The following is a 12,059-nucleotide window of genomic DNA, read 5'->3' as shown; positions in this document are numbered from 1 at the left end:
CGACGGCACGCGATTAGCTCAAAATATTGCAGCCCGCGGAGGCTGTCAACGATGCACGCTTTAAGCCCCGACCGGCCGCGCACCGGGACGCCATATACTGAAAAGCGTGACTTCTGGCCTGCTCCGTTCCGGATTGATACTCGTCGACAAGCCGCAGGGGTGGACCAGCCACGACGTCGTCGGCCGCATGCGCCGCCTGGCCGGAACGCGGAAGGTCGGCCACGCCGGCACCTTGGATCCCATGGCCACGGGCGTGCTGGTGGTCGGCGTCAATAAAGCCACCCGGCTGCTGACCTACATCGTCGGCGCCCCCAAGACGTATGACGCGACCATCCGGCTGGGCCAGTCGACGGTGACCGACGACGCCGAGGGCGACGTCACCGGGGAAACCATCGCCGCGGCCGTGACGGAACAGCAGATCAGGGACGGGATCGCCGGGCTGACCGGGGACATCCTGCAGGTGCCGAGCAGTGTCTCCGCCATCAAGGTCAACGGTCAGCGGTCCTATGCCCGCGTCCGCTCCGGACAGGAAGTGGTGTTGGCGGCCCGCCCGGTGACGATCCACAGGTTCGAGGTCCACGGCATACGGCGCGGCCGGGGCGGCAAAGTGCAGGACGTCGACGTCACCGTCGAATGTTCGTCGGGAACCTACATCCGGGCCCTGGCCCGCGATCTCGGACAGCGGCTGGGCGTCGGCGGACATCTGACGGCCCTGCGCCGGACCCGTGTAGGTCCGTTCCGGATCGAGGACGCCGCCACACTGGATGAACTGGCCGAAGACCTGCAGATGACGGCTTTGGACGATGCCGCCAGGGTGTTGTTTCCGGTCCGGGAACTCAGCGCCACGGAAGCCGACGACGTCTCGCACGGCCGGCGCATTTCCGCCGGGGGAGAGCCTGGCGCGACGGCGGCGTTCGCGCCGGGCGGTTCGCTGGTAGCGCTGCTGGAAGACAACGGTTCTCAAGCCAAACCCCTGCTGGTGTTCGCACCGGGAAACGAGGCAGAAGCACAGTGATCATTGACGGTTTCTTCATTGCCGGCGCGGTGGTCACCCTGCTTGCTGCGGTCGTCTGCGTGGTGGCCGCCATCCTGAAGTACGGGCCCAACGACGTCACGATTCTCTCGGTCGCGGCGGTGGAGCTGTTTCTGCTGGTCTACGGGGTGGCCGGTATCATCAGACAGGCTTCCGGTGAGGCTGTCACCGGGGAAACCTGGGAATTCTGGGGCTACCTGATTACCGCACTGCTGGTTCCGGTCGCTGCCTTCTGGTGGTCCATCATGGACCGCAGCCGGTGGAGCAACCTGGTGCTGGGGGCCGCAGGAATCACGGTATTCGTCATGCTGGTGAGAATGGAACAAATTTGGGACGGAGCAATCGCCGTATGAAATCCGGCCAGGAACAACAACGGGCCAGGCAGACCCGGGACGTGAACGCCGCCGCCGGCCGCGCCACCGGTCCCGGGCGGCTCCTGGTAGCGGTCTACGGAGTCTTCGCGCTCTCCGCCAGCGCCCGGGCTGGCTACCAGATAGCAACCAAGTTCGCAGAAGCGCCGGTGGCGTACCTGCTTTCCGCCTTCGCCGCCGTCGTGTATATCCTTGCGACCATCACGCTGGCCAAGTCCGGCACCCGTTCCTACTGGCTGTCCGTGGCCGCCGTGAGCATCGAACTCGTGGGTGTGCTGGCCGTCGGGCTGCTGAGCGTGCTGGATCCTCAGTTGCTTCCGCAGGACACGGTGTGGTCAGGCTTCGGCAAGGGGTACGGATACATTCCCCTGCTGCTGCCGATCATCGGACTGTGGTGGCTCTGGCGGCACCGGCCGGCGGCGGGCCTGAAGCCCTCCGAAGATCGTCCATAATGGAAGGGGTCCCGGCAACGGGGCCGCACCCGCTGAAGGCCCGATCGACGAGGAGTTTACTGTGCACTACTGGAAAGACCTGGCCGACGTACCCCGCGGCTATGGTCCGTCAGTGGTGACACTGGGAAACTTCGACGGCGTCCACCGCGGACACCAGCAGGTGCTGCGCCGCCTGGTGGAGACCGCATCCGCCCGGGGGACACGGGCGGTGGCGATTTCTTTCGACCCGCATCCTTCCCAGGTCCATCGACCGGACGCCGCCCCGCAGCTGATCATGGGACTTCAGGACCGGGTCGAGGCGTTGGAGGCCAGCGGCCTGGACGGGCTGCTGATGATGACCTACACGCTGGAACTGGCCGGAGAAACGCCGGAGGAGTTCGTCCGCAAGGTCTTCGTGGAGGCCCTCGGCGCCACCGCCGTGGTGATCGGCCACGACACCCGGTTCGGAAAGAACAACGCCGGCGACCTGAACACCATGCAGGAACTGGGGCGCCAGTTCGGCTTCACGGTCGAGGTCGTCGACGAATATGAAACCGATGCGGAACACGATGCCGCCGGCAGCGGCCGGCGTTACTCGTCGTCCTGGGTCCGCGAAGCCCTCGCCGCCGGGGATGTCGCCACGGCGGCGGAGGTGCTCGGACGCAACCACCGGATGCGCGGCGAAGTGGTGCACGGCGACGCCCGCGGCCGCGAACTGGGTTTTCCCACCGCGAACCTGTCCAAACATGCAACGGGCATGATCCCCGGCGACGGCGTTTACGCCGGCTGGCTGGTGGACCAGCACGGGACCAGGTGGCCGGCCGCCATCTCGGTGGGCTCGAATCCGACGTTCGAGGGGGCCAGCCGCCGGGTCGAGGCGCACGTCATCGACCGGCCGCAGGAGGACACGGACGACTTCGATCTCTACGGCCAGCAGGTGGTGGTCGAGTTCGTGGAACGCTTGCGCGGCATGGTGGCCTACACCGGCCCGGAGGCGCTGATCGCCCAAATGCGCGACGACGTTGTGCGTACCCGAAGCCTGCTTTCGACAGACTGAGCCCGCAACAGGTAAACTTGCCGGTGGATTCGGCTGCGGTCCGTGGCGGCTGTATCCCTCCGTGCTCTGCTGCCGGCAAGCCTCTGGCGGCTGGCGCAAAATACGGAGCCCCCGGCAGCGAAGTGCTGACTCGGGCCTCACGGCACAACTTCTAGGAGTTACTGTGGCATTAGACGCCGCGCTCAAGCAGGAAATCATCAAGGAATACGCCACGCACGAGGGCGACACGGGTTCTCCCGAGGTACAGATCGCTGTTCTGTCCCGTCGCATCTCCGACCTGACGGAACACCTGAAGATGCACAAGCACGACCACCACACCCGCCGCGGCCTCATGGCCCTGGTCGGCCGCCGTCGTCGCATGCTCACCTACCTGCGTGACACCGACATCACGCGCTACCGTTCGCTCATCGAGCGCCTCGGCCTGCGCCGCTAGCACGTGAACGAGGCGGCTCTTTTCGTCCACTGCGACAAGGGGACAGGAGAGCCGCCTTTTTCCTACCGCGCCGGTTTCCGGCGCGGCAGGACCACGGCCGGCGGGAGACCGGCGGCCGATAATTACATCAACTGGAGACTCTCGGTATCGCGGCATTCGCGGTCCTCGGTAGTGGCTTCCGGGACGCCCCCCAGGGCAGCCCGTAGGTCTCGATCGAAGACCGGGTGGCGTACAGGCAGGCTGGCCGTGAAGCGGCCTGGCAGGTTTGGGCAGATACCGGCAGCCTCCGCACACTCGAAGAAACGGAGGTGGCTCTCTTGGAGGGTCCCGAAATCCAGTACTCAGAAGCCGTCATTGACAACGGTCGGTTCGGCCAGCGCGTAGTCCGGTTTGAAACCGGCCGCGTGGCCCAGCAGGCGGCCGGCTCGGCGATGGTCTACATCGACGAAGACACCGCACTGCTCTCCGCCACCACGGCGGGCAAGTCCCCGCGTGAAGGCTTTGACTTCTTCCCGCTGACCGTCGACGTGGAAGAGCGGATGTACGCCGCCGGCCGCATCCCGGGCTCGTTCTTCCGCCGCGAAGGCCGCCCGTCCACCGAAGCGATCCTGGCCTGCCGCCTGATGGACCGCCCGCTGCGCCCAGCCTTCGTCAAGGGGCTGCGCAACGAGGTCCAGGTTGTGGTGACCGTGTTGGCAATCAACCCGGACGTCATGTACGACGTCGTCGCGATCAACGCCTCTTCCATGTCCACCCAGCTGAGCGGCCTGCCGTTCTCCGGCCCGATCGGCGGCGTCCGCGTGGCACTGGTGGACGGCCAGTGGGTGGCCTTCCCCAAGCACTCCGAACTGGAGCGCGCCGTGTTCAGCATGGTGGTGGCCGGCCGCGTTGCCGCCGGCAACGACATCGCCATCATGATGGTCGAGGCCGAGGCGACCGATAACGCCTGGAACCTGATCAAGGAAGAGGGCGCCACCGCCCCCACCGAAGAGGTCGTGGCCGAGGGCCTCGAGGCCGCCAAGCCGTTCATCCGGGCGCTGTGCGAGGCCCAGTCCGATCTGGCTGCGCGCGCCGCCAAGCCGACCGTCGAATTCCCGATCTTCAAGGACTACGAGGACGATGCCTTCGCCGCCGTGGAGTCCGCCGCAGCCGCCAAGCTGACGGAAATCTTCTCGATCGGCGACAAGCAGGAGCGCAACGATGCCGCAGACGCCTTCAAGGCCGAGGTCCTGGCGCAGCTGTCCGGCACCGAGACGGCGGAATTCGCCGGCCGCGAGAAGGAAATCTCCGCAGCCTTCAACGCCGTGACCAAGAAGATTGTCCGCCAGCGGATCCTCACCGAGCAGGTGCGCATCGACGGCCGCGGGCTGAGCGACATCCGCAAGCTGACCGCCGAGGTCGAGGTCCTGCCCCGCGTCCACGGATCGGCCATCTTCGAGCGCGGCGAAACCCAGATCCTGGGCGTCACCACGCTGAACATGCTGAAGATGGAGCAGCAGATCGATTCGCTGTCGCCGGTAACGCGCAAGCGCTACATGCACAACTACAACTTCCCGCCTTACTCCACCGGTGAGACCGGCCGCGTGGGCTCGCCCAAGCGCCGTGAAATCGGCCACGGCGCGCTGGCCGAGCGCGCCCTGGTGCCGGTGCTGCCTTCGCGTGAAGAGTTCCCGTACGCCATCCGCCAGGTCTCCGAGGCGCTGAGCTCCAACGGCTCCACCTCCATGGGCTCGGTCTGCGCTTCCACGCTGTCCCTGCTCAACGCCGGTGTGCCGCTGAAGGCTCCGGTGGCCGGCATCGCCATGGGACTCGTCTCCGACCAGGTCGACGGCGAAACCCGCTACGCGGCGCTCACCGACATCCTGGGCGCCGAGGACGCGATGGGCGACATGGACTTCAAGGTCGCCGGTACCTCGGAGTTCGTCACCGCCATCCAGCTCGACACCAAGCTCGACGGCATCCCGGCGTCCGTCCTGGCCGCCGCACTGAAGCAGGCCCGTGAGGCACGGCTGCACATCCTCGGCGTGATCAATGCCGCAATCGACCAGCCGGACGAGATGAGCGAATACGCCCCGCGGATCATTTCGGTCAAGATCCCGGTGGACAAGATCGGCGAGGTCATCGGCCCCAAGGGCAAGATGATTAACCAGATCCAGGAAGACACCGGCGCGGACATCTCCATCGAGGACGACGGCACCGTGCTGATCGGCGCGACCGACGGTGCTGCCGCCGAAGCCGCCCGCGCGGCCGTCAACGCGATCGCCAACCCGCAGATCCCCGAGGTGGGCGAGCGGTACCTGGGCACGGTCGTGAAGACCACCACCTTCGGTGCGTTCGTGTCGCTGACCCCGGGCAAGGACGGCCTGCTGCACATCTCCGAGCTGCGCAAGCTGGCCGGCGGCAAGCGCGTGGACAACGTCGACGACGTCGTCTCGGTGGGCCAGAAGGTCCAGGTCGAGATCACCAAGATCGACGACCGCGGCAAGCTGTCGCTCGCACCGGTCGTGGCCGAGGAGGCCGCAGCCGACGAGGCTTCGGCCGAAGAGGCCGTGGCCGAGTAAGTATGACCGTCGTCGCCCTGCCGCTGGTCGGCAGCATGCAGCATGCCGACGCCACCGAGCTCGGCGGGTCGGACCCCACGCTGGTCCACGGCGAACCGGGCGGCGCCATCGTGCGCCGCTCGGTGCTGCCCGGGGGAGTGCGGGTGCTGACCGAAGCAATGCCGGGCCAGCGGTCGGCGACGATCGGATTCTGGGTTGGTGTTGGCTCGCGGGATGAAGCCGCGGGCCAACACGGCTCGACCCACTTTTTGGAGCACCTGCTCTTCAAAGGCACCAGACGCCGGACGGCGCTGGACATCGCCTCCGCCTTCGACGAGGTCGGCGGTGAATCCAATGCGGCCACGGCCAAGGAAAGCACCTGCTACTACGCCCGCGTCCTGGATTCGGACCTGCCGATGGCGATCGACGTGATTGCGGACATGATCACCTCCGCGGTCCTTGACCCGCAGGAGCTTGAACAGGAACGCGGGGTCATCCTCGAAGAGATCGCCATGGACAATGACGATCCCGCGGACGTGTGCCACGAAAAATTCGTGGAGGCGGTGCTCGGCGGACACCCCCTGGGCCGGCCGATCGGCGGCACGCCGGAGGCGATCAAAGCGGTCGCCCGCGACTCCGTCTGGGCCCACTACCAGCGCTACTACCGGCCGGACGAGCTGGTGGTCACCGCTGCCGGCGGCCTGGACCACGACGCCGTGTGCGCCCAGGTGCTCGCCGCCCTCGAGTCGGCCGGCTGGCACCTCGAGGCCGGCGCGGTTCCGGTGCCCCGGCGGGAGACAGCGGCTGCGGCCATCGCCCCCGTCGCCGGCACCTACGTGCACCGCCGCCCGGTCGAGCAGGCGAACATCGTCATGGGCTGCCCGTCGATCAACGCCACCGACGAGCGCCGCTTTGTCATGAGCGTGCTCAACGCCGTGCTGGGCGGCGGCATGTCCTCCCGGCTCTTCCAGGAAATCCGGGAGAAACGCGGCCTGGCCTACGCCACCTATTCGTTTTCCGGCGCATACGCCGATGCGGGCTACTTCGGCATGTATGCCGGATGTTCGCCGGCCAAAACCGGCCAGGTCATCGACCTGCTCGGTGCCGAACTCGACCGGCTGGCGGCCGACGGCGTCTCCGCCGACGAGCTGCGCCGGGCCGTTGGCCAGCTTTCGGGCGGCATCGTGATGGCCCTGGAAGACAGCGGTTCGCGGATGTCTCGGTTGGGCCGCGCCGAACTGGTGTCCGGGGAGTTTTTGGACATCGATGAGTCGCTCGCCCGGATCGAGGCCGTCACCGCCGGGCAGGTCCGGGAGCTCGCCGGCGAACTGGCCGCGGCGCCCCGCGTTGTTACCGTCGTCGGACCCTTCGACTCGGCGGCGGATTTCGGCCGGTAGGCCCGCGCCGGCCCGGGGATAGCCCGGCCCCGTGGATAGGGGAGGCGGCGGTCAGCCGCCGGCAAACGGGGGCAGGATGTCAATCACGTCGTCTGCCGCCAGCGGTGCCTGCCGGTCCTTCCACGCCACCTCGTTGCGCAGGAAACTGCTCCGGGCGAGGACCGACTCCATCGACGGAGTGGACGATCTGCCCGGTGCAGCAGCCGTCGGAAGCGCACCGCCGGCCCCGGCCCCGGCACCGGCCGGCACGGTTTCGTGCGACGCCACCGGGCTGTGGCGGGCAAGGACTTCGCGCAGCACCGTGTCCAGCGTGCTGCCATCGGGCAGCTGCAGGAATTCCTCCTCGACGCCGGCGGCGGCCTGCGCCGCACCGAAATACCGGATGATCATCTATCCGCCTATCGCACTCATGGTCCGGTCCGGCTGGACGAAGTCCGTGCCGCCCAGACCTGCATGATCCATACCGTGGGCTTTCGGTTTGGCCCACATCGCATTCCGCCACCGCTCCGCCACCGCGTCGTCGTCCGCACCGGAGCGCAGGAGGGCCAGCAGGTCCGTTTCCTCGTGCGAGAACAGGCAGGAGCGTACCTTGCCCTCGGCCGTGACCCGGGTGCGGCGGCAATCGGCACAGAACGGTTCCGTCACGGAGGCGATGATCCCCACGGTGCCGGCGACGACGTCGGGGTGGTTCCGCCGTCGCACTTCCCACCGTTCCGCCGGGGCGCCGTCGCGTTCGCGCGGGTCCGGGGAGAGCAGGAAGGCCGGCTCCAGCAGGTCACGGATCTCGGCGGCCGACAGCATGTTCTGCCGGGTCCAGCCGTGGTCGGCGTCCAGCGGCATCTGCTCGATGAACCTCAGCTCGTAGCCCCGTTCCACCGCCCAGTCCAGCAGCGCGGGCGCCTCGGCGTCGTTGATGCCGCGCATCAGCACCGCGTTGATTTTCAGCAAACCCAGGCCGGCCGCGTCGGCGGCTTCGATGCCGGCGAGCACCCGGTCCAAAAACGGGCGGCGGGTCAGCTGCGCGAACGTTTCCGGATGCAGCGAGTCCAGCGAGACGTTGATCCGCGTCAGGCCGGCCGCCTTCAGGGCGGCGGCCTTCTTCTCCAGTCCGAGGGCGTTGGTGGTCAGCGACACCGGCAGGTCGGGGTGGTTGTTCCGGACGGCAGCGATGATGTCCATCAGTCCCGCACGGACCAGGGGTTCGCCGCCGGTCAGGCGCAGCTCGCGCACCCCCAGCTGCCCGACGGCGATCCGGACCAGTCGGACCACCTCGTCGTCGCTGAGGACCTGTTCCTTGGCCAGCCAGTCCAGGCCTTCGGCCGGCATGCAATAGGTGCAGCGGAGATTGCACTTGTCGGTCAGCGAGATCCGCAGGTCGGTTGCCACCCGGCCAAAGCGGTCCACCAGCGCCGGGCCGGTCCCTGCTGGGCGCGCCGGAGCCGCGGCGGACGCGGCCCCGCCCGGAACCTGCGGCATTCCCAGATCAACACTCATACCTCGAGGGTACCCGGCGGAGGCCGGCTGATGCGGGATGGCTGCGGCGGGTGCGCAACCGGGCGCAACCCGAACGTGTCAATTTCCGCATTTGCGGAACTATACTGCTTCACATGACGCAGATACGCATCTCGGATGCTGCGCGCTTCCTGGGGGTCAGCGACGATACCCTCCGCCGCTGGATTGACGCGGGCATCCTGGCCAAGCACCGGGACGCCTCCGGCCGGGCGACGGTGGACGGCGCGGAGCTGGCCGCCGTGGCCCGGGAGCAATCGGCGCTGCCGGAGGATCCCACCGGGATCGGCAGCTCGGCCCGCAACCGCTTCGTGGGGATCGTGACGGATATCCGGCTGGACGCGGTGATGGCCCAGGTGGAGCTGCAGTGCGGCCCGCACCGGGTGGTGTCTTTGATGAGCGCCGAAGCCGTCCGTGACCTCGGCATCGAACCGGGCTCGGTGGCGGTGGCTTCGGTCAAGGCGACCATGGTCGTGGTCGAGACCCCGTCGGGGACGAGCTGAGGTGGCGTACTGGCAGCGCCTGGCCGGCCCGGCGGCGGCCGTCGCCTGCGTCCTCGCCGGCAGCGCGTGCGCGGCGCCGGCGCCGTCAGGACCGGGGGCGGCGGACGGTTCCGGGCTGGACGGCACAGTCACCGTCTTCGCGGCGGCGTCGCTGCACTCCGTCTTTTCCGGCCTGGCCAACGAGTTCGAGGCCGACCACCCCGGGGTGGACGTGCGCCTGAACAGCGCCGGTTCTTCCGACCTCGCCGCCCAGATCCTCGCGGGGGCCCCGGCGGATATCTTCGCGCCGGCCGACCGGGCAACCATGGATTTGGTTGCCGGGCAGGGATTGAACGACGGCCCGCCGGCGGCCTTCGCCACCAACGTGCTGCAGATCGCGGTGCCGGCCCGAAACCCTGCCGGCGTCGCTTCGCTGCACGACCTGGCCGATCCCGGGGTGAAAACCGTCCTGTGCGCACCCCGGGTTCCCTGCGGCGCCGCGGCCGCCACCGTCCAGCGCGCCGCCGGCGTGGACATTCCGGCGGTCAGCGAAGAGCAGTCGGTCACCGACGTCCTGGGCAAGGTGCTCTCCGGCCAGGCCGATGCCGGCCTGGTGTATGCGACGGACGTGCAGGGCGCCGGGGGCAAGGTCGGCGGCATTCCCATCGCGGAAGCCGGGCAGGCGGTCAACGCCTACCCGATCGTCAGCCTGAAGGGGGCGGACAACCCTGCGGCAGCCGACGCCTTCATGGATTTCGTCACCGGGAGCACCGGCCAACGGGCCCTGGCCGCAGCCGGATTCGGCCCGCCGTAGCCGCTGCCCCGCACCCGGGCATGACGAGGGTGCCGGCCGGGATTGCGGACAACCTTCGGAACGAACGGGAGACTATGAATACGACGACGGCGGTGCGCGCCCCGGTGCCTTACTGGGTGTATCCGCTGGCTGCAGCCGGCGCTGCCTTCGTCCTGCTGCCGCTGGCCGGGATGGCGGCGCGGGTGAACTGGCTGGAGTTTCCCCGGCTCGTCACCTCCGAGTCGTCGCTGGCCGCGCTGGGCCTGAGCCTGCGGACGGCCGCGGCCAGCACGGCCTTATGCATCGTCCTGGGCGTCCCGATGGCGCTGGTGTTGGCGCGCAGCAGGTTCCCGGGCCAGCAGGTGGTCCGGTCGCTGGTGCTGTTGCCCCTGGTGCTGCCGCCCGTCGTCGGCGGTCTGGCGCTGCTGTATACGTTCGGGCGACGCGGCCTGCTCGGCGGCACCTTCGAAATGGTCGGCGTCGAGATCGCCTTCTCCACCACCGCCGTGGTGCTCGCGCAGTCATTCGTGGCACTGCCCTTCCTGGTGCTCAGCCTCGAAGGTGCGCTGCGCACGGCGGGCACCAGGTATGAAGCGGTCGCGGCAACGCTGGGCGCCCGGCCGTCCCGGGTCCTGCGCACGGTGACACTGCCGCTGGTGCTGCCGGGGCTGCTCTCCGGGGCGGTGCTGTCCTTCGCCCGGTGCCTGGGCGAGTTCGGAGCCACGCTGACTTTTGCCGGAAGCCTGGAGGGAGTCACGCGCACGCTCCCGCTGGAAATCTACCTGCAGCGGGAAACCGATGCCGATGCCGCGGTGGCGCTGTCGCTCGTGCTGGTGGTGGTCGCCGTCGCCGTGGTGATGCTGGTCCACCGCAGGACCGGCCCGGCCTGGGCGGCGGGTGTCCGGTGAGCCTGGAACTGACCGCGCGGCTGCCGTCCCGGGGCTTCGAGGCGGACTTCGGCGTTGCGGACGCAGAAACCGTCGCCGTGCTCGGCCCGAACGGCGCCGGCAAGTCCACCCTGCTGGGCGTGGTGTCCGGGCTGCTGCGTCCCGCCTGGGGCCGGGCGGAACTGGACGGCAAGGTGCTGTTCAGCGCCGGGCAGCCGCAGCCGGACCGCTGGGTGCCTGCCCATGCCCGCGGCGTCGGCCTGCTGGCGCAGGAACCGCTGTTGTTTCCGCATCTGGGCGTCGAGGCCAATGTCGCCTACGGGCTGCGCAGCCGGGGAGCCTCCCGGGCCGAAGCCCGCAAGGCCGCCCGGCATTGGCTGGCGGAACTGGACGCCTCCGGGCTGGCTGACCGCCGGCCGGCCGAGCTTTCCGGGGGCCAGGCGCAGCGCGTCGCGGTGGCCCGTGCGCTGGCGGCCGACCCCTCGCTGCTGCTGTTTGACGAGCCGATGTCCGCCCTCGATATCACGGCGGCGCCGGCCCTGCGCAGGCTGCTCCGCAGGGTCCTGGCAGGGCGCAGCGCCGTCATCGTCACCCATGACGCGCTGGATGCCCTGCTGCTGGCCGACCGGGTGGTGGTCATGGACGGCGGGCGGATCGTCGAGCAGGGGCCGGTCCGCGAGGTGTTTGCCCGGCCGCGCAGTGCCTTCGCCGCCGGCATGACCGGCCTGAATTTCGTCACCGGCACCGCCACGGAGACCGGGCTGGTCGGCGCCGACGGGACGCACTGGAGCGGCGAGGCCGAAACCGGGCTGCGTCCCGGGGAGCCGGCGGCGGCGGTGTTCCGCCCTGCCTCGGTGGCGCTGTTCCCGGACCCGCCGGCCGGAAGCCCGCGCAACTCCGTGGCGGCCACCGTGACCGAACTGGTGCCCCACGGCGGCCTGGTCACGGTCAGGGCCGGCTGGCTGGCGGCCGAGGTCACGCCCGCCGCGGTATCCGACCTCACGCTGGCGCCGGGGGAACGCGTGCACTTTGTGGTTAAGGCGGCCGAGGTGGCGATCTACCGGCGCTGACAGTCCCGTCCGGCGGGGCCGTCCGCGGTCGTCCCCTAGGATGGCACCAGAACATG

13 protein-coding genes are annotated in these 12,059 nt (G+C 69.0%); 11 read left to right on the top strand and 2 right to left on the bottom strand.

Going from position 1 to position 12,059, the window contains the following annotated elements; translation table 11 throughout:
* The first annotated feature begins 106 nt into the window (after positions 1-106).
* From truB to AC5RUK_RS12095, 7 genes are all read left to right on the top strand, one after another.
* Complete coding sequence (gene truB / locus AC5RUK_RS12125; RefSeq protein ID WP_494152319.1) at positions 107-1,015, top strand: tRNA pseudouridine(55) synthase TruB; 909 nt, start codon at positions 107-109, stop codon at positions 1,013-1,015.
* Positions 1,016-1,017: 2 nt separating this feature from the next.
* Positions 1,018-1,386: a hypothetical protein gene (locus AC5RUK_RS12120; RefSeq protein ID WP_493988249.1), complete on the top strand. Its 369-nt coding sequence runs from the start codon at positions 1,018-1,020 to the stop codon at positions 1,384-1,386.
* Entirely contained in the window at positions 1,383-1,856 is a 474-nt protein-coding gene (locus tag AC5RUK_RS12115) for a hypothetical protein (protein WP_493988164.1), read from the top strand. Before AC5RUK_RS12120 ends, AC5RUK_RS12115 begins: the two co-directional genes overlap by 4 nt.
* Before the next feature lie 61 nt (positions 1,857-1,917).
* The gene (locus AC5RUK_RS12110) at positions 1,918-2,892 is read left to right on the top strand and encodes a bifunctional riboflavin kinase/FAD synthetase (RefSeq protein ID WP_494152318.1); all 975 of its coding nucleotides are present in this window, start codon (positions 1,918-1,920) and stop codon (positions 2,890-2,892) included.
* 163 nt (positions 2,893-3,055) lie between these two features.
* Positions 3,056-3,325, top strand: a complete 270-nt coding sequence (gene rpsO / locus AC5RUK_RS12105; RefSeq protein ID WP_493968104.1) for a 30S ribosomal protein S15 — start codon at positions 3,056-3,058, stop codon at positions 3,323-3,325.
* Positions 3,326-3,642: 317 nt separating this feature from the next.
* The gene (locus AC5RUK_RS12100; protein ID WP_494152442.1) at positions 3,643-5,886 is read left to right on the top strand and encodes a polyribonucleotide nucleotidyltransferase; all 2,244 of its coding nucleotides are present in this window, start codon (positions 3,643-3,645) and stop codon (positions 5,884-5,886) included.
* A gap of 2 nt (positions 5,887-5,888) precedes the next feature.
* Positions 5,889-7,262, top strand: a complete 1,374-nt coding sequence (locus AC5RUK_RS12095) for a M16 family metallopeptidase (protein ID WP_493988166.1) — start codon at positions 5,889-5,891, stop codon at positions 7,260-7,262.
* A 51-nt stretch (positions 7,263-7,313) separates the two neighbouring features.
* On the opposite strand, the gene AC5RUK_RS12090 is transcribed toward AC5RUK_RS12095, so the two are convergent.
* Positions 7,314-7,652: a MoaD/ThiS family protein gene (locus AC5RUK_RS12090; protein WP_494152317.1), complete on the bottom strand. Its 339-nt coding sequence runs from the start codon at positions 7,650-7,652 to the stop codon at positions 7,314-7,316.
* The gene (moaA, locus tag AC5RUK_RS12085) at positions 7,653-8,756 is read right to left on the bottom strand and encodes a GTP 3',8-cyclase MoaA (RefSeq protein WP_493988168.1); all 1,104 of its coding nucleotides are present in this window, start codon (positions 8,754-8,756) and stop codon (positions 7,653-7,655) included.
* Positions 8,757-8,869: 113 nt separating this feature from the next.
* Here moaA and AC5RUK_RS12080 point away from each other — a divergent pair, with 113 nt between their 5' ends.
* The 4 genes from AC5RUK_RS12080 (at position 8,870) to AC5RUK_RS12065 (ending at position 12,003) form a co-directional block, all read left to right on the top strand.
* Positions 8,870-9,274, top strand: coding sequence for a TOBE domain-containing protein (locus AC5RUK_RS12080; RefSeq protein ID WP_494152316.1), 405 nt, complete (start codon positions 8,870-8,872; stop codon positions 9,272-9,274).
* Position 9,275: 1 nt separating this feature from the next.
* Positions 9,276-10,067 carry a molybdate ABC transporter substrate-binding protein gene (modA, locus tag AC5RUK_RS12075; RefSeq protein WP_494152315.1) on the top strand — a complete coding sequence of 264 codons (792 nt, stop codon included), beginning with the start codon at positions 9,276-9,278 and terminating at the stop codon, positions 10,065-10,067.
* A gap of 74 nt (positions 10,068-10,141) precedes the next feature.
* Entirely contained in the window at positions 10,142-10,954 is an 813-nt protein-coding gene (locus tag AC5RUK_RS12070) for an ABC transporter permease (protein ID WP_493988171.1), read from the top strand.
* Positions 10,951-12,003 (top strand): sulfate/molybdate ABC transporter ATP-binding protein, encoded by a 1,053-nt coding sequence (locus AC5RUK_RS12065; RefSeq protein ID WP_494152314.1) that lies wholly within the window; start codon positions 10,951-10,953, stop codon positions 12,001-12,003. The genes AC5RUK_RS12070 and AC5RUK_RS12065 overlap by 4 nt, the downstream gene beginning before the upstream one ends.
* Positions 12,004-12,059 lie beyond the last annotated feature (56 nt).

The organism is Arthrobacter sp. Y3223065 (genome assembly GCF_059090885.1).
The sequence above is the reverse complement of the archived record's forward strand: the minus strand, read 5'-3'. Positions and strand labels throughout refer to the sequence as shown.

Excerpts from the sequence above, each read along its gene's own strand:
- AC5RUK_RS12115 (WP_493988164.1), top strand. The coding sequence starts at position 1,383 with ATGAAATCCGGCCAGGAACAACAACGGGCCAGGCAGACCCGGGACGTG.
- AC5RUK_RS12095 (WP_493988166.1), top strand. The coding sequence starts at position 5,889 with ATGACCGTCGTCGCCCTGCCGCTGGTCGGCAGCATGCAGCATGCCGAC.
- AC5RUK_RS12090 (WP_494152317.1), bottom strand. The coding sequence starts at position 7,652 with ATGATCATCCGGTATTTCGGTGCGGCGCAGGCCGCCGCCGGCGTCGAG.
- moaA (WP_493988168.1), bottom strand. The coding sequence starts at position 8,756 with ATGAGTGTTGATCTGGGAATGCCGCAGGTTCCGGGCGGGGCCGCGTCC.
- AC5RUK_RS12080 (WP_494152316.1), top strand. The coding sequence starts at position 8,870 with ATGACGCAGATACGCATCTCGGATGCTGCGCGCTTCCTGGGGGTCAGC.
- AC5RUK_RS12070 (WP_493988171.1), top strand. The coding sequence starts at position 10,142 with ATGAATACGACGACGGCGGTGCGCGCCCCGGTGCCTTACTGGGTGTAT.